17 protein-coding genes are annotated in these 16,948 nt (G+C 71.5%); 9 read left to right on the forward strand and 8 right to left on the reverse strand.

Annotation, left to right across the window (positions count from 1 at the left end; genetic code table 11):
• Window positions 1-126: 126 nt before the first annotated feature.
• The gene (greA, locus tag ACIRYZ_RS10855) at window positions 127-627 is read right to left on the reverse strand and encodes a transcription elongation factor GreA (RefSeq protein WP_380612143.1); all 501 of its coding nucleotides are present in this window, start codon (window positions 625-627) and stop codon (window positions 127-129) included.
• Between the two features lie 275 nt (window positions 628-902).
• Window positions 903-1,316, reverse strand: coding sequence for a DUF4307 domain-containing protein (locus tag ACIRYZ_RS10860; protein WP_393033367.1), 414 nt, complete (start codon window positions 1,314-1,316; stop codon window positions 903-905).
• Between the two features lie 241 nt (window positions 1,317-1,557).
• Between ACIRYZ_RS10860 and mca the strand changes: the two genes are divergently transcribed.
• The 4 genes from mca to ACIRYZ_RS10880 all read left to right on the forward strand — a co-directional run bounded on the left by mca (window position 1,558) and on the right by ACIRYZ_RS10880 (window position 5,853).
• Window positions 1,558-2,463 carry a mycothiol conjugate amidase Mca gene (mca, locus tag ACIRYZ_RS10865; RefSeq protein WP_402942107.1) on the forward strand — a complete coding sequence of 302 codons (906 nt, stop codon included), beginning with the start codon at window positions 1,558-1,560 and terminating at the stop codon, window positions 2,461-2,463.
• A 48-nt stretch (window positions 2,464-2,511) separates the two neighbouring features.
• The gene (locus ACIRYZ_RS10870; RefSeq protein WP_387623549.1) at window positions 2,512-2,703 is read left to right on the forward strand and encodes a hypothetical protein; all 192 of its coding nucleotides are present in this window, start codon (window positions 2,512-2,514) and stop codon (window positions 2,701-2,703) included.
• Window positions 2,704-2,877: 174 nt separating this feature from the next.
• Window positions 2,878-4,920 (forward strand): thioredoxin domain-containing protein, encoded by a 2,043-nt coding sequence (locus tag ACIRYZ_RS10875; protein ID WP_402942108.1) that lies wholly within the window; start codon window positions 2,878-2,880, stop codon window positions 4,918-4,920.
• Between the two features lie 69 nt (window positions 4,921-4,989).
• Complete coding sequence (locus ACIRYZ_RS10880; protein ID WP_402942109.1) at window positions 4,990-5,853, forward strand: GNAT family N-acetyltransferase; 864 nt, start codon at window positions 4,990-4,992, stop codon at window positions 5,851-5,853.
• A 5-nt stretch (window positions 5,854-5,858) separates the two neighbouring features.
• Here ACIRYZ_RS10880 and ACIRYZ_RS10885 read toward each other — a convergent pair whose 3' ends face one another.
• A complete protein-coding gene (locus ACIRYZ_RS10885; protein ID WP_402942110.1) occupies window positions 5,859-6,224 on the reverse strand; it encodes a hypothetical protein in 366 nt (121 codons plus the stop codon).
• Window positions 6,225-6,311: 87 nt separating this feature from the next.
• Between ACIRYZ_RS10885 and ACIRYZ_RS10890 the strand changes: the two genes are divergently transcribed.
• Both ACIRYZ_RS10890 and ACIRYZ_RS10895 read left to right on the forward strand, forming a co-directional pair.
• On the forward strand, window positions 6,312-7,982 hold the full coding sequence (locus ACIRYZ_RS10890; RefSeq protein ID WP_402942111.1) for an alpha/beta hydrolase: 1,671 nt from the start codon (window positions 6,312-6,314) through the stop codon (window positions 7,980-7,982).
• Window positions 7,979-8,599, forward strand: a complete 621-nt coding sequence (locus tag ACIRYZ_RS10895) for a hypothetical protein (protein ID WP_402942113.1) — start codon at window positions 7,979-7,981, stop codon at window positions 8,597-8,599. Before ACIRYZ_RS10890 ends, ACIRYZ_RS10895 begins: the two co-directional genes overlap by 4 nt.
• A 9-nt stretch (window positions 8,600-8,608) precedes the next feature.
• Here ACIRYZ_RS10895 and ACIRYZ_RS10900 read toward each other — a convergent pair whose 3' ends face one another.
• Entirely contained in the window at window positions 8,609-8,755 is a 147-nt protein-coding gene (locus ACIRYZ_RS10900) for a hypothetical protein (protein ID WP_402942115.1), read from the reverse strand.
• A 318-nt stretch (window positions 8,756-9,073) separates the two neighbouring features.
• Here ACIRYZ_RS10900 and ACIRYZ_RS10905 point away from each other — a divergent pair, with 318 nt between their 5' ends.
• Window positions 9,074-9,337: a hypothetical protein gene (locus ACIRYZ_RS10905; RefSeq protein WP_402942117.1), complete on the forward strand. Its 264-nt coding sequence runs from the start codon at window positions 9,074-9,076 to the stop codon at window positions 9,335-9,337.
• 190 nt (window positions 9,338-9,527) lie between these two features.
• On the opposite strand, the gene ACIRYZ_RS10910 is transcribed toward ACIRYZ_RS10905, so the two are convergent.
• Complete coding sequence (locus tag ACIRYZ_RS10910; protein ID WP_393033339.1) at window positions 9,528-10,184, reverse strand: TetR family transcriptional regulator; 657 nt, start codon at window positions 10,182-10,184, stop codon at window positions 9,528-9,530.
• A gap of 8 nt (window positions 10,185-10,192) precedes the next feature.
• Window positions 10,193-11,782, reverse strand: a complete 1,590-nt coding sequence (locus tag ACIRYZ_RS10915; RefSeq protein WP_402942119.1) for an MFS transporter — start codon at window positions 11,780-11,782, stop codon at window positions 10,193-10,195.
• Window positions 11,783-12,103: 321 nt separating this feature from the next.
• Here ACIRYZ_RS10915 and ACIRYZ_RS10920 point away from each other — a divergent pair, with 321 nt between their 5' ends.
• Window positions 12,104-12,664 (forward strand): hypothetical protein, encoded by a 561-nt coding sequence (locus ACIRYZ_RS10920; protein WP_402942121.1) that lies wholly within the window; start codon window positions 12,104-12,106, stop codon window positions 12,662-12,664.
• On the opposite strand, the gene ACIRYZ_RS10925 is transcribed toward ACIRYZ_RS10920, so the two are convergent.
• Window positions 12,635-13,327, reverse strand: coding sequence for a hemolysin III family protein (locus tag ACIRYZ_RS10925; protein ID WP_393033330.1), 693 nt, complete (start codon window positions 13,325-13,327; stop codon window positions 12,635-12,637). The genes ACIRYZ_RS10920 and ACIRYZ_RS10925 overlap by 30 nt on opposite strands.
• Before the next feature lie 285 nt (window positions 13,328-13,612).
• On the opposite strand from ACIRYZ_RS10925, the gene ACIRYZ_RS10930 reads away from it, so the two are divergent.
• Window positions 13,613-15,454 (forward strand): phosphoenolpyruvate carboxykinase (GTP), encoded by a 1,842-nt coding sequence (locus tag ACIRYZ_RS10930; protein ID WP_387623580.1) that lies wholly within the window; start codon window positions 13,613-13,615, stop codon window positions 15,452-15,454.
• 178 nt (window positions 15,455-15,632) lie between these two features.
• Here the strand turns inward: ACIRYZ_RS10930 and ACIRYZ_RS10935 are convergent, their stop codons facing one another.
• Window positions 15,633-16,847: a pyridoxal phosphate-dependent aminotransferase gene (locus ACIRYZ_RS10935; RefSeq protein ID WP_402942123.1), complete on the reverse strand. Its 1,215-nt coding sequence runs from the start codon at window positions 16,845-16,847 to the stop codon at window positions 15,633-15,635.
• Window positions 16,848-16,948 lie beyond the last annotated feature (101 nt).

Consider the following 16,948-nt stretch of genomic DNA (forward strand, 5'->3'; position numbering starts at 1 on the left):
CGGGGGGGGCTGGCCCCGCCGGGGGAGCCCCCCCCGCCGGCGGGGGTGTTCGGGGGCGTGGCCGCGGGGGGGGGCCGCGGGGCCGGGGCCGGGGCCCACCGCCCTCGGCGGTGTTCAGGGGCCGGATCAGCCGGCGTGCGGCACGACCTTGACGATCTTCACCATGGCCGGCTTGCCGTTCGGCAGCTCGTAGGTGGCCTCGTCGCCGATCTTCTTGCCGTCGATCGCGCGGCCCAGCGGGGACTGCGGCGAGTAGACGTCCCGGTCGTCGGAGCCCGCAACCTCACGGGAGGCGAGCAGGAACTCCATCAGGTCGTCCTCGTCACCGTCGAAGGCGACCGTGACGACCATGCCCGGGGCAACCACACCCGAGTCGGCCGGGGCCTCGCCGACCTTGGCGCGCTCCAGCAGCTGGGTCAGCTGGCGGATGCGCAGCTCGGTCTTGCCCTGCTCCTCCTTCGCCGCGTGGTAGCCGGCGTTCTCCTTGAGGTCACCCTCCTCGCGCGCCGCCTCGATCTTCTGGGCGATCTCGATGCGCCAGGTCCCGGTCAGATGGTCCAGCTCGGCCTTGAGCTGGTCGTAGCCGGCCTGAGTGAGCCAGGTCACGTTCTCGCTGGTCTGGGTCACGGGTGCTCCTCGTAGGTGCTGGGGCTGTGCTGAGGGTGTGAGTCGTCAGCAGGGTTGTCGGTGATATCGGTCGTAACTACAAAGCAACGCCCGCTCCCGTACCATCCGGTGCGGAAGGGGCGAAACCACGAGCCTAACAAGTCCTGCCGACAAGCGGGAGAGGCGTTAGTGGGTCATTGACGGCAGTGTTACGCCACGGTGTACGGGAACGGTGTACGGGACTTCCTACGGATGCCCGCTCTCCCGAACGAATATGCGCCCCCGCGCCGTTCCGCCTACTTCGCCGGAGTGCAGCCCAGCAGCTCGGCGGTGGTGCCGCGGGCCGTGGTACGCAGGGTGACAGTGGCCTCGTAGCTCGACCCGGCCGCCGGGACGGGGAAGTCCGCCACCCCGACCACCGCGTGGTCGTCGCCCTGTGAGCGGACCGTACAGGTGCCCGCCGTCCCGTCGCTCTTGCTCACGGCCAGGTGCAGCTGGACCTCGGTGTCGGAGAGCACCTGGAAGGTCGGCACCGAGCCGTTGATCTTCGACTCGCGCAGCACGTACGAGCCGCCCAGCCAGGCGATCACGCCCAGGGCGAGCACACCGCAGACCGCGCCGACCACCTTCAGGCGGCGGTCCGACTCGCTGTTGCCGCTCCGGCCGTAGCGGCCTTCGGGCAGCTGGGCGGCGGTGCTCTGTGCAGTCATCGGGCGACGTCCTTTCCCGGGGAGGGGCCGCGCGGGCGGTGCGGGGGAATGCGACGCTCCTCCAGTCCGTCACTATAGGAGGGACACGCCCGCGGCCGTTCCGGCGGGGGCGGGGCTCGGCAAGGTCGACCACCGGCCGGTGGCCGGCCTTGCGGTGACGTGGTCCCGAAGTGAGCGGTTCGTACGGTGGGCAGACCGGACTTCGCGGAACGCCCGAAACATGTGGAAGGAACGCAAGGCGTTGACTGAGCAGTTGCGACTGATGGCGGTGCACGCCCACCCGGACGACGAGTCCAGCAAGGGCGCGGCCACCATGGCCATGTACGTCGAGCAGGGCGTGGACGTGCTCGTGGCCACCTGCACGGGGGGCGAGCGCGGGTCGGTTCTCAACCCCAAGCTCCAGGGGGACCCGTACATCGAGGAGAACATCCACGAGGTCCGGCGCAAGGAGATGGACGAGGCGCGGGCGATCCTCGGTATCAAGCAGGCCTGGCTGGGCTTCGTCGACTCCGGCCTGCCGGAGGGGGACCCGCTGCCCCCGCTGCCCGAGGGCTGCTTCGCCCTGGAGGACGTCAAGGAGGCGGCCGAGCCGCTGGTCCGGCTGATCCGCGAGTTCAAGCCGCAGGTCATCACGACCTACGACGAGAACGGCGGCTACCCGCACCCGGACCACATCATGACCCACAAGATCACCATGGTGGCCTTCGACGCGGCCGGGGACCCGGACGCGTACCCCGAGGCCGGTGAGCCCTGGCAGCCGCTGAAGCTGTACTACAACCACGGCTTCCCGATGGGCCGCATCCGCGCGCTGCACCAGTACCTCACCGAGCACGGCCTCGACTCCCCGTACGGCGAGTGGATCGCGGGCTGGGAGAAGAGCGGCCGCAAGGAGCGCGAGATCACCACCCGGGTGCGCTGCGACGACTGGTTCGAGACCCGTGACCGCGCGCTGATCGCCCACGCCACCCAGATCGACCCGGACGGGCCGTGGTTCCGCGTCCCGCTGGAGGTCCAGCGCGAGGTCTGGCCCACCGAGGACTACGAGCTCGCCCGTACCCTGATCGATGCGGACCTGCCGGAGGACGACCTGTTCGCCGGTCTGCGCACCCCCACCCTGGTGGCCGAGGCCGCCGACACGCGCGACTGACCCACCCCCGACGGCCCGGCTCGCCGTGAGCCGGGCCACCATAGAGATATGAGCGCCCCCGTGAACTTCGTCCACCTCGCCGCTGACCTCGCCGTCGACGACGCCAAGGTCACCCCCGGTCTCCTCGGCTTCGTCGTCTTCGCCGCGCTCGGCGTGGCGACGTGGTTCCTGGCCAAGTCGATGAACCGGCAGTTCAAGAAGGTCGACTTCGCGGAGGAGCCGGAGGCTCCCAAGGAGTGACCCCCGCTGCGGACCGGCTTCGGTGAGGCCGGTCCGGCGGGCATCCGGTAGCGGGTGTCCGGTACTGCGTGGCCGGCGGCGGGTGGCCGGCGGCGGGATCGGCGCGAGCGGGGCCCGGGCTGACGCGTGTCCCGGCTGACACGCGTCAGGGCCCCGATGCGGGAGGATGGGGGCATGCCGAACCGTCTCGCGGACGCGACCTCGCCCTACCTGCTGCAGCACGCCGAGAACCCGGTCGACTGGTGGCCCTGGGGCCCCGAGGCCTTCGCGGAGGCGGAGCGGCGCGGCGTGCCCGTGCTGCTGTCCGTCGGCTACGCCGCCTGCCACTGGTGCCATGTGATGGCCCATGAGAGCTTCGAGGACGCCGAGCTCGCCGGATACCTGAACGAGCGGTTCGTCGCGGTCAAGGTGGACCGGGAGGAGCGGCCCGACGTCGACGCCGTGTACATGGAGGCCGTCCAGGCGGCGACCGGGCAGGGCGGCTGGCCCATGACGGTGTTCCTCACTCCTGCGAAGGAGCCGTTCTACTTCGGCACGTACTTCCCGCCCGAGCCCCGGCACGGGATGCCGTCCTTCCGGCAGGTGCTGGAAGGCGTGGACGCCGCCTGGCGGGACCGCCGCCAGGAGGTCGGCGAGGTCGCCGGGCGGATCCGCGCCGACCTGGCCGAGCGGGCCGCCGTCTACTCGGCCGGCGCCCACCACCCGCCGGGCGAAGCCGACCTGCACCAGGCGCTGGTCGCCCTCAGCCGGGAGTTCGACCAGAACCGCGGCGGCTTCGGCGGGGCACCCAAGTTCCCGCCCGCTATGGTGATCGAGTTCCTGCTGCGCCACCACGCCCGGACCGGATCGACGGCGGCACTGGAGATGGCCGTGCACACCGCGGAGGCGATGGCCCGCGGCGGCATCCACGACCAGCTCGGCGGCGGCTTCGCCCGGTACGCGGTGGACGCCGGCTGGGTGGTGCCGCACTTCGAGAAGATGCTGTACGACAACGCCCTGCTGCTGCGTGCCTACCTGCACCTGTGGCGGGCCACCGGCTCCGGACTCGCCCGCCGGGTCGCGCTCTCCACCGCCGACTTCCTGCTGCGCGAACTCCGCACCCCCGAAGGCGCGTTCGCCTCCGCACTGGACGCCGACAGCCTGGACGAGGAGACCGGCGCCATCGCCGAGGGCGCCTACTACGTGTGGGAGCCCGGCCAGTTGGTCGACCTGCTCGGCCCCGCCGACGCCGCCACCGCCGCCCGGCTGTTCACCGTCACCGCGGACGGCACCTTCGAGCACGGCACCTCCGTACTCCAACTCCTCGCCGACCCCGAGGACTTCACCGAGTACGAGACGATCCGCGCCCGGATGTCCGAGGCCCGGGCCGCCCGCCCCGCCCCGGCCCGTGACGACAAGGTGGTCGCCGCCTGGAACGGCCTCGCCATCGCCGCGCTCGCCGAGACCGGCGCCCTGCTGGAGCGCCCCGACCTCGTCGACGCCGCCGAACGTGCCGCCGACCTGCTGCTCGCCGTCCACCTCACCGCCGACGGGCGACTGCTGCGCACCTCCCGGGACGGCCGGGCCGGCGCCAACGCGGGCGTCCTGGAGGACTACGCCGACACCGCCGAGGGCTTCCTCGCGCTGTACGCCGTCACCGGCGAGACCTCGTGGCTGCAGCTGGCCGGCGGGCTGCTCGACACCGTGCTCAAGCACTTCACCGACGAGAGCTCCGGCGCGCTGTACGACACCGCCGACGACGCCGAGGAACTCATCCGCCGCCCGCAGGACCCGACCGACAACGCCACCCCCTCCGGCTGGACCGCCGCCGCCGGCGCCCTGCTGACGTACGCCGCGTACACCGGCTCCGACCGGCACCGCACCGCCGCCGAGCGCGCCCTCGGCATCGTCGGCGCGCTGGCCGGGCGGGCCCCCCGGTTCATCGGCTGGGGCCTGGCCGTCGCCGAAGCCCTGGTGGACGGGCCGCGCGAGATCGCCGTCGTCGGCCCCGCCGGGGATCCGGCCACCGCGGCGCTGCGGCGGGCCGCGCTGCTCGGGACGGCGCCGGGCGCCGTCGTCGCGGTGGGGGAGCCCGGGGACACCGACGTCCCCCTGCTCGCGGACCGGCCGCTGGTCGGCGGGGAGCCCGCCGCGTACGTGTGCCGGCACTTCGCCTGCGAGACACCGACCACGGATCCGGTGGTGCTCGGTGAACGGCTCGGGACGGCGGTCGAGTAGGCCCGGTCGGCGTGGTCGGCGGGCGGATAATCGTTGGCGGGAAAGGGTTGGTCGGGGCGAGCATGGGCCATGACTTGGACCCTCAGCACCTCGCTCGACGACTTCCGTGAGCAGGCCGGTGAGTTCCTGGCCGCCCGCCCGGCCGAGAACACCGTCCTGCTCACCATCGCCCACCGGCTGGCCGAGGCCGGACTCGACGTGTTCGGGGAACGCCCGCCGGTCTTCGGATGGTGGCAGGCCGAGCCGGGTGGCCCGATCGAGGGCGCCTTCCTCCAGACGCCGCCGTTCGCCCCCAGGCTCTCCGCCATGCCGCAGACCGCGGCCGCCGAGCTGGCGGTCCGGCTGGCCGAGGCCGGAGCCGAGTTCACCGAGGTGGCCGGGGTCAGCGGGGGAGCCGACGCCGTCCGCGCCTTCGGCGAGGCCTGGACGGCGGCCACCGGCACCGAGCAGTCCGTCAGGGTCAGTGAACGCCTCTACCGGCTCGGCGAGTTGACCGACCCGTCGCGCCCGCCGGCCGGCCGCCACCGGCTCGCCGGACCGGCCGACCGGGAGCTGGCGATCCGCTGGCACCAGGAGTTCCTGCTCGAAGTCAAGATTCAACCCCACGACGTAGCAAGGTCGGTGGACGACAAGATCGCGTCCGGCGGCCTCCACCTCTGGGAGGACGCGGGCACTCCGGTCGCCCTGGCCGGCAGTAGCCCGGTGCTCGCCGGGATGTCCCGCATCGGCCCCGTCTACACCCCCGCCGAGCGCCGCGGCCGCGGCTACGCCAGCGCCGTGACCGCCGCCGCATCCGCCCACGTCCTCGGCCTGGGGGCGGAGGAGGTGCTGCTCTACACCGACCTCTCCAACCCGACCAGCAACTCCATCTACCAGCAGATCGGCTACCGGCCGGTGGAGGACTGCCTGGTGCTGGACTTCCAGGCGCGGTAGCGCAGTTACGCGTCCTTGGTCAGATGGTCGCCGGTCACGCCGACCACCTTCGTGTCGAAGGGGTCGGAGACCGGCGCCGCCGTGGGCGGCGGCAGGTGGTCGGCGTTCAGGTACGTCTGCGCGCAGGTGATGAGGTTGCCCCCGGCCGACTTCATGTCGTTGGAGAGCCCGTCCAGCAGCGTCTTCCAGGCGCTGCTGCACCCCGTCAGCGCCGCCCCGCTCTGCCAGCCGGCCAGGCCTCCGGCGGCCTTGGTGCTCGGCTCCGCCAGCTTCGCGGTTTCCTCGGGGACCTTCCCGGCCACCGTCACCGCGTTGTTCCCGGCGGCGGTCAACTCGCCGGGTTTGACCGTGAATCCCGGATCCTGTCCCACTGATTCCCCCTGACATCCGTGTCGGCCGCGGACGTTATGGTAGCTGTGAGTGTCGCGGGAGGTACGGAGCGTACAGGGGGACCGAGGATGGATCTGGCGAGCCTGAGGGACGCCAAGCCGGCCGACCTCTACACGGCGGCGGAAGCGTACGACGCGCTGTCCAAGGCGTTTCACCAGCACGTCAACGACTGGACGAGCGGAACCGCGGATCGGGTCCACGGCTCCCAGTGGACCGGCCCGTCGGCCACTGCCGCGATTCCCGTGTTGGACGGCCTCACCACCAAGATGCGCGCGGCGGTGACCGAGGTCGGCCTCATCGGCAAGGGGATCCGAGACTGTGCCGACGCCATGACGCTCGCCCAGGGCGAGCTCACCCAGGCGCTGTTCGAGGCGCAGACCAAGGGCTTCACGGTCAGCGACACCGGCGCCGTGAGCTGGCCCGCGTCGACCAACCCGTACCAGGCTCCGGACTGGGAGGCCAAGCAGAAGGCGGCTGCCGACGAGATCAGCAAGCAGATCGCCAAGGCCCTGTCCGACGCGGCCGAGGCCGACACCAGCCTGGCCGGCATGCTCAACCTGTTCGCGGGGCACGCCAAGGACAAGTCGGGCCTGGACGAGAAGACGGCCAGTGCCGATGCGTACATGGACCAGTTCGGCGATGCGTCGAATCCGATGTGGCAGCGGAACATGCCCCTCAAGGACGCGCCCCCCACCGAGGTCAACTCCTGGTGGAAGGGGCTCGGCCCGCAGGGCCGGCAGTGGTTCCTCAGCCACCACCCGGAGGTGCTCGGCAACCTCGACGGCGTCCCGGCGGAGGTCCGTGACCAGGTGAACCGCAAGCACCTGGAGGACCTGATGGGCTCCATCAGGGGCAAGAAGCCGCAGGAGCTGAACGCCAACGAGAAGGCCCTACTCGCCCTCTACGGGCCCATCGACGCGCGCCTCTCGCAGCACAAGGGCGACCCGCCGATCTACCTGCTGGGCCTCGGCAGCGAGGGTCAGGGACGGGCGGTCCTCTCGTTCGGGAACCCGGACACCGCCACCGACATCTCCTCCTACGTGCCGGGAATCACGACCACCATGGCCAGCCTCGGGCCGGGGGAGAACGACGGCACCAACGAGGCGGAGAACGCGCTGAACCTCTACCGCGCCGCGAGCGGCAAGGCCCCGGCCGGCCGCTCCGTCGCCTCCATCGTCTGGCTGGGGTATGACTCGCCGGGGGCGGACCTCGGGGCCGCGTCGACGAAGGCGGGCAAGGACGGCGCCCCGGCGTACGCCAGGTTCATGAGCGGGGTACGGGCGAGCCACGAGGGCACTCAGCTGCCGCACGTCACCTCGGTCGGGCACAGCTACGGCTCGTACCTGGTAGGCCAGGCCACCAAGCTCGCCACCCAGCCGGGGTCGCACTACGTACCCCCGGACGACGTGGTCTTCATCGGCAGCCCGGGCGTCGGCGTGGACAAGGCCTCCGACCTGAAGATGCCCTCCGGTCACGTCTGGGTCGGTGCCGCCGACAACGACGTCGTGACGCACGCCCCGTCGAAGTTCAGCCTTGACCCGGACGAGCGCTGGTACGGGCGGGACCCGTCGAGCAAGCACTTCGGCGCGAATCGCTTCACCGTCGACGACTGGAGCCGTGGCAACCCCATCGACGCGCACACCAAGTACCTGAACGGGCGGGGCGGGCCCTCGCTGGACAACATCGCGGCCGTCGTCACGGGCAGCGGGGGCGTCGAACTGCAGGGACAACGCGGGTGAAGCGGCCGCGACGTGCGCTGGGCTGTTCTGTGGTGGCGGCGGTCGTGCTGGCCACGGGCCTGGGGCTGTTCTACAACGGGTACGGGCCGATGGCGCTGATGGACCGGGGTGGTACCACCCAGCTGAGCCCGGGCGAGGCGAAGGCGGACCTGGATGGCAGCTTGCAGGCGGCCATGGGGGCGGTCGTTCCCCCGATGGCTTACTTCGGCGGGTTCTACGCCGTGGACCGCAGACCGGAGCACGCCGACGGTGAGCCGAGCCTGTTGTCTGGCGTCAGGGAAGTGGTCTCGGTTCGGACGAAGGTGACCCCCGCGAAGGTGCCGGTGCTGCTGGACCGGATGAGGCAGGTCTGGGGTGGACAGTGCCGACCCGAAGTCACCGGGGAAGCCGCAGCGAAGCGCTACACGGACCTGAACTGTTCCGGACGCGGAGACACCCTGTTCACGCTGTCGGTGGTGAGTTCCACGACTGACTCGACCGTGCAGGTGTTCATGAGCGCAGAGGTGTTCACGGTGCGCTACCAGCCTGGAGCGGATTACGGCGTCCCTCCGATCGGGGAGCGGCCGACTGGGCAGGAGCTCACCCCCGACGTTGACGACCCGTATTGGTCGCACTGACCACCCCCCTCACTCCCAGTCCCACCGGATCCCCAGGATGCACGGCCGTACCGCCGTCGCCACCAGGTGTACGCAGCGGTGGCCGTCGAGGGTCAACTCCTCGCTCTCGTACGGGGCTTCGCCCGGCGAGTGCAGCGCGAAGCGGTGACAGCGCACCGGCAGGGCGGCGGGGTGGAAGGTGACCTGGAGGACGTACTGGCCGGCGCCGGAGTTGAAGCCGCGGACGTATTCGCAGCTGGGCTCCGGGGAAGGCGCGTCGTCGAAGCCGTAGCCGAGGAGGTGGGTGTCGCCGGCGCGTAGGCGGCGGTCGAGGAGGAGTTCGGCGGCGAGCAGGTGGTGGGCCCGGTCGCGGCGGATGCGGCCGGGGCGGCAGTTCTCCTCGGCGCGGACGCCGACGCGGGTGATGTCGCTGCCGGGGTCGCCCTGGTAGAGGGCGAGGTAGCGGTCGATGCCGTCGCGGTGGGCGCGTAGGGCGTGCTGGGAGTCGCGGCGGGCGAGTTGGCGGTCGGGGCCGATGCGGATGCGTTCGATGTGGGTGATGGTGTGGAGGCCGGTGTCGGGGGGGCTGGCCAGGGTGGTGAGCAGGTCGTCGACGGCGGTGGGTGGGGAGATCAGGTCGCGGTAGGGGCGGACCGGGGGGCCGGTGGTGACGGCGGCGCGGCGGGGACCGAGCAGTCGGGCGAGGGAGTGGTGGGGCAGGTCGAGGACTTCTTCCAGGGCGGCGACGGCGCGCAGTGATTCGGGGCGTTCCGGGCGGCGGCGGCCTTGCTGCCAGTAGCTGAGGCTGGTGACTCCGACGTGGACGCCGCGTAGTGCGAGGTGGCGGCGGAGGCGGAGCGGCCGCTGACGCCGGGCGGGGTCCGGCCGGTCGGGCCGGGCCCCGCCTCTTCCTCTTCCTCAGGCCAGGGCTCACACCCCGGCGTAGGGCTCACACCCCCGCGAAGCCGCTCCCGAGCAGCGCGAAGGTGTGGTCGACCAGGTCCGCGATGTCCTCCCGGCCGTCGGCCGCGGCCCACTGCAGCACGGCCTCGGTGGTGGCGGCGCCGATGGCGGCGGCCGTGACCCGCATGTCGTAGGTGGGTTCCTCGACGCCGGCCCGCCGGGTGAGGACGAAGAGGTAGAGCTCCCGCGGGCTGTTGCCGGAGCGGTCGAGGCCGGCGCGCAGCGCGGGGACCTCGGTGACCAGCCGCATCCGGGTCAGCAGCTCCTGGCGTTCGTGCTGGAGCAGGGCGCGGATCAGGTCGATGATCGCCTCCCGGCAGGAGGTGAGGAAGGGCTCGTCGGCGGGGCGGGCCAGCAGGGCGGAGACCATCGCCGGGTCGTACTCGTCGGAGAGGACGAGATCCTCCTTGGTGGCGAAGTAGCGGAAGAAGGTGGACGGCGAGATCTCGGCGGCGGCGGCGATCTGCTCCACCGTGGTGTTCTCGTAGCCCTGCTCGGAGATCAGCCGGTAGGCCTCGCGGCGGATGGTCTGCCGGGTCTTCAGCTTCTTGCGCTCGCGCAGCGACAGCGGCGCCTCCAACAGCGCCTGGACCGGGTTGGTCGGGGCGTCCGGGAGGGCCGCGGTCGGCTGCTTGGGAGTCATGGCGACGATTATCGGCGATCTCCGGCAGCGACGTGTTCGGGCGCGTCCGCGGCCGCGTCGGCATCCCCGCCGACATTCATGCCGGCATCCCCGCCGGCCGGCATCCGGGCCGCGACCAGCACCGCTGAGACCACCGCGACCAGCCCGGAGACCAGCAGCACCACCGTCATCCCGTGCACGTACGCCGCGTGCGCGGAGGCGCTGAGCGAAGGACGTCCGGTGGCCCGGGCGACGGCGTCGGCGGCGACCACCGACTTCCCGGCCCGGTGCGCGGCCTCGGCCGGCAGTCCACCGGTGTCCAGCGCGCCCCGGTAGGCGCCGGTGAGCAGGCTGCCGAAGGCGGCGATGCCGATCGCACCGCCGACCTGCCGCAGGGTCTGGAGCAGTCCGGAGCCGACCCCGGCCTTGGCGGGCGGCAGGGTGACCAGGGCGGAGGCCTGGGCGGTGATCAGCGACAGACCCATGCCGAGGCCCAGGACGGTGAGCCAGACCGCGGCCCGTCCGTACCCGTCGGTGGGGCCGGTCCGGCTGCCGAACAGCAGCGCGCCGCCGAGCAGTGCCAGGCCGAGGGTGATCACGGTACGGGCGCCGATCCGGCTGACCAGCCGGTCGGTGAGCTTGGCAGCGACCAGCAGGCCGAGCATCATCGGCATCAGCCGCAGTCCGGAGCCGAGGGCGTCCGTGCCGAGCACGCTCTGGAAGTAGAGGGGCAGCACGAAGAAGGCGCCGAACAGGACGAGCGAGATCAGCGTGGCCGCGACGGCGGACCAGCGGAAGGTCCGGTCGGCGAGCAGGGCGAGGTCGAGCATCGGGTCGCGTCGGCGGCGGCTGCGCAGCACCAGCGCGGTGAGCAGGGGCACCGAGCCGACCAGGGCGGTGACCACCGCCGGGTCTGCCCAGCCGGCGTCGGCGCCCTCGATGATGCCGTAGGTGAGCGCGCTCAGTCCGGCGGCGGCGAGCGCGGTGCCGGGCAGGTCCATCCGGGGTGCGGCGGGGTTGCGGCTCTCGGGCAGCAGCAGGACGCAGGCGACGATGCCGATCGCGGTCAGCGGGACGTTGATCGCGAAGACCGCGCCCCACCAGAAGTGCTGCAGCAGGAAGCCGCCGATGAGCGGCCCGAGCGGGGCGCCGGCGGCGAGCGAGGCGGCCAGGACCGCGGTGGCCCGGCGCTGTGCGGCGGCGGGGAAGAGCCCGGGGATGACCGCCATCGACATCGGCATGACGAGTGCGCCGGCCAGTCCCATTCCGGCGCGGGCGGCGATCAGGGTGCCGGGGGAGTCGGCGAGCATGCCGACGGCGGAGGCGAGTGCGAACAGGGCGAGGCCGGTGGTGAGGGTGCGGCGGCGGCCGTACCTGTCGCCGAGCAGTCCGGCCGGGAGCATCGCGGCGGCGAACACCACGGTGTAGGCGTCGACGAGCCACTGCTGCTGCCCGGTGTCGGCCTGTAACTGCGAGGCCAGGGTGGGCAGGGCGACGTTGAGGATCGTCATGTCGAAGCTGATCACCAGGACGCTGAGGGCGACGGCGACCAGGGCGAGCCGGCGGCGGGGGTCGGAGACCCCGGCGGTGGTGGCGGAAGCGGGCGGAGCGGTGGGCACGGTGACCTCCGGAGCCATCCGAAAGGGAGTCACTTTCAAATGACAGTAACTCTCAAAAGATGGCAACCGTCAACATGGCTCCGTACTGTAGGTGCGTAGCCGTACGGACACGTTCCGTGATGTGTCCTGGAAGTGCTGCTTCCGCACGCGGAATTGACGCAACGTTGATCTGTCGTTCGCCGCCTGGAGGCAGCCCCGAGTGACTGTCGGTAGATACCATGTGGCAATCGGTCAGTGCTGGCCGACGCACGCCGAGAGCGGAGAAGGGGTGGGGCGGCAGGAGCCGACCACGAGCCCGGCGCCGGGAAAGGGGAAGCCGAAGTGGCCGACAGTGACGACAGGCAGGCGAGTGCCCAGGTGTGGGGCGCGGCCGTGGTGGTGGGCTCCGCGCTGGCCGTGGTCGCGGCCTATCTGATCAACGGCGCCGCGCTGGTCCTCGGGGTCGCCGGGGCCGAGGTGCTGCTGCTCATGGTGTACGTCGCGCGCCGCTGGCGCGCCCTGCACCAGCAGGCCTCCCCGGCCGGACACCGTCCGCGGCGCGGCACCCCGCACGCGGCACACTGCGAGCGCTGCCGCCGGGCGCGCGAGGCGCTGGACGCGCGGGAGACGCGTGGGCGGGGTGCGAAGGCCGCCCGCGCCGCGCGCCGGGAGTCCGGGGCGGAGTTCGCGCCGGAGTTCGCGCCGCCGTCGGTCGAGCCCGCGCAGGTCCGGCAGCCGGAGTCCGGCGCCGCCGACCACCCGTCGTACCCGCACCGTTCACAGGGCCGGGCCCCGTACGAGCGCCCCTGGACGGCGGAACGGGCGGCCGCCCGGTCCGTGGACCGTTCGACCGCCCGTCGGAACGCGCCGGGTTCAGCCGGCCGTGCTGTACGCCACCAGTGAGACGCCGACGTACTGCACGATGAAGGCTCCGAGGGTGAAGGCGTGGAACACCTCGTGGAAGCCGAACCAGCGCGGTGAGGGGTCGGGCCGCTTGAGCCCGTACACCACGCCGCCGATGCTGTAGAGCACCCCGCCGACGATCATCAGCACCAGGACGGCGACCCCGCCGGTGCGCAGGAAGTCCGGCAGGAAGAACGCGGCGGCCCAGCCCAGCGCTATGTACACCGGCGTGTACAGCCAGCGCGGCGCGCCGACCCAGAACACCCGGAAGGCGATCCCGGCGAGCGCCCCGCCCCAGACCGCCCAGAGCAGTACCTGCTGGCTGTTGCCCTTGAGCAGCAGGATCGTGAACGGCGTGTAGGTGCCCGCGATGATCAGGAAGATGTTCGAGTGGTCCAGCCGGCGCAGGACGGCGTCCCCGCGCGGGCCCCAGTTGAAGCGGTGGTAGACCGCGCTGACCCCGAACAGCATCCAGGCGCTGACCGAGTAGATCGCGCAGGCGATCTTGGCGGGTGTGGAGCCGGCCAGGCAGATCAGTACGATCCCGGCGGCGACCGTGGCGGGGAACATCCCGGCGTGCAGCCAGCCGCGCCACTTCGGCTTGCCCTCCCTGTTCTCGGCAGGGCCCTCCGGGAGGCGCTCGGCAAGTGCGGCAGCAGTCATGCGCAGCATGCTACCCGTTACCTACGCATCCGTAGGTTACTGGCGCGTAGTGAAGTGGCGATCATCACTCTTAGACGTTTTGGAGCATTTGGAGTGTGGCGCCGCGCACTCCGGCCCCCCTGTGGGCGACCTGCTACTGGCCGGTAATCGTACTTACTGTAGTAAAAGATGCGTCAATTTCGCCGCTGCGCCGCATTCAGGCCCGAAGGCCGGGGCTACGCTGCAAGCACCCTCAGACCCCCGCAACGCCGTCTCCTCGCCGAGTCGGCGTGAAACGGAGCGATCGTGTCGTACGAGATCTCTGCTCTCAGCGCATCCGCGCCCACCCGCCACAAGCAGCTGCTCGCTTGGGTGAGCGAGATCGCCGAACTCACCCAGCCGGCCCGCATCGAGTGGTGCGACGGCTCCGACGAGGAGTACCAGCGCCTCGCGGACCTGCTGGTGGCTCAGGGCACCTTCAAGAAGCTCAACGAGGAGAAGCGCCCCAACTCCTACTACGCCGCCTCGGACCCGTCCGACGTGGCGCGCGTGGAGGACCGCACCTTCATCTGCTCCGAGCAGGAGAAGGACGCCGGCCCGACCAACCACTGGAAGGCCCCCGCCGAGATGCGGGAGATCTTCCAGGGCGAACAGGGCCTGTTCCGCGGCGCGATGAAGGGCCGCACGATGTACGTCGTGCCCTTCTCGATGGGCCCGGTCGGCTCCCCGCTGGCCGCGTACGGCGTCGAGATCACCGACTCCGCCTACGTCGCGGTGTCGATGCGCGTGATGACCCGCATGGGCCAGGCCGTGCTCGACCAGCTCGGCGAGGACGGGGACTTCGTCAAGGCCGTGCACACCGTCGGCGCCCCGCTGGCCGAGGGCCAGGCGGACGTGCCGTGGCCGTGCAACAGCACCAAGTACATCTCGCACTTCCCGGAGACCAAGGAGATCTGGTCCTTCGGCTCCGGCTACGGCGGCAACGCCCTGCTCGGCAAGAAGTGCTACGCGCTGCGCATCGCTTCGACCATGGCCCGCGACGAGGGCTGGCTGGCCGAGCACATGCTGATCCTGAAGCTCACCCCGCCGGCCGGCTCCGCGGGCGAGGCGGAGCCGAAGTACGTCGCGGCCGCCTTCCCGTCGGCCTGTGGCAAGACCAACCTGGCCATGCTCCAGCCGACCATCCCGGGCTGGAAGGTCGAGACGATCGGCGACGACATCGCCTGGATGCGCTTCGGCGAGGACGGCCGCCTGTACGCCATCAACCCCGAGGCCGGCTTCTTCGGCGTCGCCCCCGGCACCGGCGTGGACACCAACGCCAACGCCATCGACACCCTCTGGGGCAACACCGTCTTCACCAACGTCGCCCTCACCGACGACGGCGACGTGTGGTGGGAGGGCCTGACCGAGGAGCCCCCGGCGCACCTGATCGACTGGCGCGGCAACGACTGGACCCCCGAGTCCGGTACCCCCGCCGCCCACCCGAACGCCCGCTTCGCCGTCCCGGCCGCGCAGTGCCCGACCATCGCCCCGGAGTGGGAGGACCAGGCGGGCGTGCCGATCTCGGCGATCCTGTTCGGCGGCCGCCGCGCCACCGCCGTCCCGCTGGTGACCGAGTCCTTCGACTGGCAGCACGGCGTCTTCCTCGGCGCCAACATCGCCTCCGAGAAGACCGCCGCCGCCGAGGGCACCGTCGGCGAGCTGCGCCGCGACCCGTTCGCGATGCTGCCGTTCTGCGGCTACAACATGGGCGACTACTTCGCCCACTGGCTGAAGGTCGGCGCCCAGGCGGACGCCGCCAAGCTGCCGAAGATCTACTACGTCAACTGGTTCCGCAAGAACGCCGAGGGCAAGTTCGTCTGGCCCGGCTACGGCGAGAACAGCCGCGTGCTCAAGTGGATCGTCGAGCGGCTGGAGGGCAAGGCCGAGGGCGTCGAGACCCCGATCGGCGTGCTGCCGACGGTCGACGGCTTCGACCTCGGTGACCTGAAGCTGTCCGAGGAGGACCTCGACCTGCTCTTCACCGTGGACGCCGACATCTGGCGCCAGGAGGCCGCGCTGGTGCCGGCCCACCTGGAGCTGTTCGGCGACCACACCCCGAAGGAGCTGTGGGACGAGTACCGGAGCCTGGTCGCGCGCCTCGGCTGAGCCTGAGCCTGAGCCTCAACCGAGCGAGAGGTGGGCGCGCGGCACGAACCGCGCGCCCGCCGAGTGACAGGACGGCCGGAGTTCCGCCGGGCGGTCTTTCCCCGACCAAGGAGACCGCCCGGGCCGGGACTCCGGCCGTAGTGTTTTCCGGCCGTGGTGTGTTCCCCGACCGTGGGGCCTACGGCTGGGTGTAGCCGCTGAGGAAGTCCCCGATCCTGGTCACCGCGTCGGTGATCTCCTCCGCCCGCGGCAGCGTGACCAGCCGGAAGTGGTCCGGCTCGGGCCAGTTGAAGCCGGTGCCCTGGACCAGCAGGATCCGCTGGGAGCGCAGCAGGTCCAGCACCATCCGGGCGTCGTCCTTGATCTTGTAGACCTTCGGGTCCAGCCGGGGGAAGGCGTACAGCGCGCCCTTGGGCTTGACGCAGCTGACGCCCGGGATCTGGTTCAGCAGCTCGTACGCGGCGTCGCGGGAGGCCAGCAGCCGGCCGCCGGGCAGCACCAGGTCGCGGATCGACTGCCGGCCGCCGAGCGCGGCGGCCACTGCGTGCTGGGCGGGCATGTTGGCGCACAACCGCATCGAGGCCAGTACGGTCAGGCCCTCGACGTAGCTGTGGGCGCGGTTGCGGTCGCCGGAGAGCACCATCCAGCCGGAGCGGAAGCCCGCCACCCGGTAGGCCTTGGACAGTCCGTTGAAGGTGACGCAGAAGAGGTCCGGGGCCAGGGTGGCCAGCGGGACGTGCTCGGCGTCGTCGTAGAGGATCTTGTCGTAGATCTCGTCCGCGTAGACCACCAGCTGGTGCCGGCGGGCGATCTCGACAATGCCCTCCAGCACCTCGCGCGGGTAGACCGCGCCGGTCGGGTTGTTCGGGTTGATCACCACGATGGCCCGGGTCCGGTCGGTGACCTTGGCCTCGATGTCGGCGAGGTCCGGGTACCACTCGGCCTGCTCGTCGCAGCGGTAGTGCACGGCGGTGCCGCCGGCCAGCGAGACCGAGGCGGTCCACAGCGGGTAGTCCGGCGCCGGGACGAGCACCTCGTCGCCGTCGTCCAGCAGCGCGGTCATGGCCAGCTGGATCAGCTCGGAGACGCCGTTGCCGAGGAAGACGTCGTCCACCGAGAGCCCGTGCAGGCCGCGGTCCTCGTAGTGCATGACCACCGCGCGGCGGGCCGAGAGCAGGCCCTTGGAGTCGCCGTACCCGTGCGCGTTGGAGAGGTTGCGCAGGATGTCCTGGAGGATCTCCGGGGGTGCCTCGAAGCCGAAGGTGGCCGGGTTGCCGGTGTTGAGCTTGAGGATGCGATGGCCCTGCTCCTCCAGCCGCATCGCCTCGTCGAGCACCGGACCGCGGATGTCGTAACAGACATTGGCGAGCTTCGTGGACTGGATGACCTGCATGCCTGCTTACTTTAGGGGTACGCCGGGGCCCCGTACCGGGTATCCCGGGGACGGGTGAAAGCGTTCGGAGCGGCCCCCTTGGATCGACAGGCGGGGGTGTC

Source organism: Kitasatospora sp. NPDC101155 (genome assembly GCF_044768305.1).
Lineage (GTDB): Bacteria > Actinomycetota > Actinomycetes > Streptomycetales > Streptomycetaceae > Kitasatospora.

Coding starts and splice junctions, on each gene's coding strand:
- ACIRYZ_RS10870 (WP_387623549.1), top strand. CDS start 2,512: ATGAGCGCCCCCGTGAACTTCGTCCACCTCGCCGCTGACCTCGCCGTC.
- ACIRYZ_RS10910 (WP_393033339.1), bottom strand. CDS start 10,184: ATGACTCCCAAGCAGCCGACCGCGGCCCTCCCGGACGCCCCGACCAAC.
- ACIRYZ_RS10875 (WP_402942108.1), top strand. CDS start 2,878: ATGCCGAACCGTCTCGCGGACGCGACCTCGCCCTACCTGCTGCAGCAC.
- ACIRYZ_RS10860 (WP_393033367.1), bottom strand. CDS start 1,316: ATGACTGCACAGAGCACCGCCGCCCAGCTGCCCGAAGGCCGCTACGGC.
- ACIRYZ_RS10925 (WP_393033330.1), bottom strand. CDS start 13,327: ATGACTGCTGCCGCACTTGCCGAGCGCCTCCCGGAGGGCCCTGCCGAG.
- ACIRYZ_RS10880 (WP_402942109.1), top strand. CDS start 4,990: ATGACTTGGACCCTCAGCACCTCGCTCGACGACTTCCGTGAGCAGGCC.
- ACIRYZ_RS10935 (WP_402942123.1), bottom strand. CDS start 16,847: ATGCAGGTCATCCAGTCCACGAAGCTCGCCAATGTCTGTTACGACATC.
- ACIRYZ_RS10890 (WP_402942111.1), top strand. CDS start 6,312: ATGGATCTGGCGAGCCTGAGGGACGCCAAGCCGGCCGACCTCTACACG.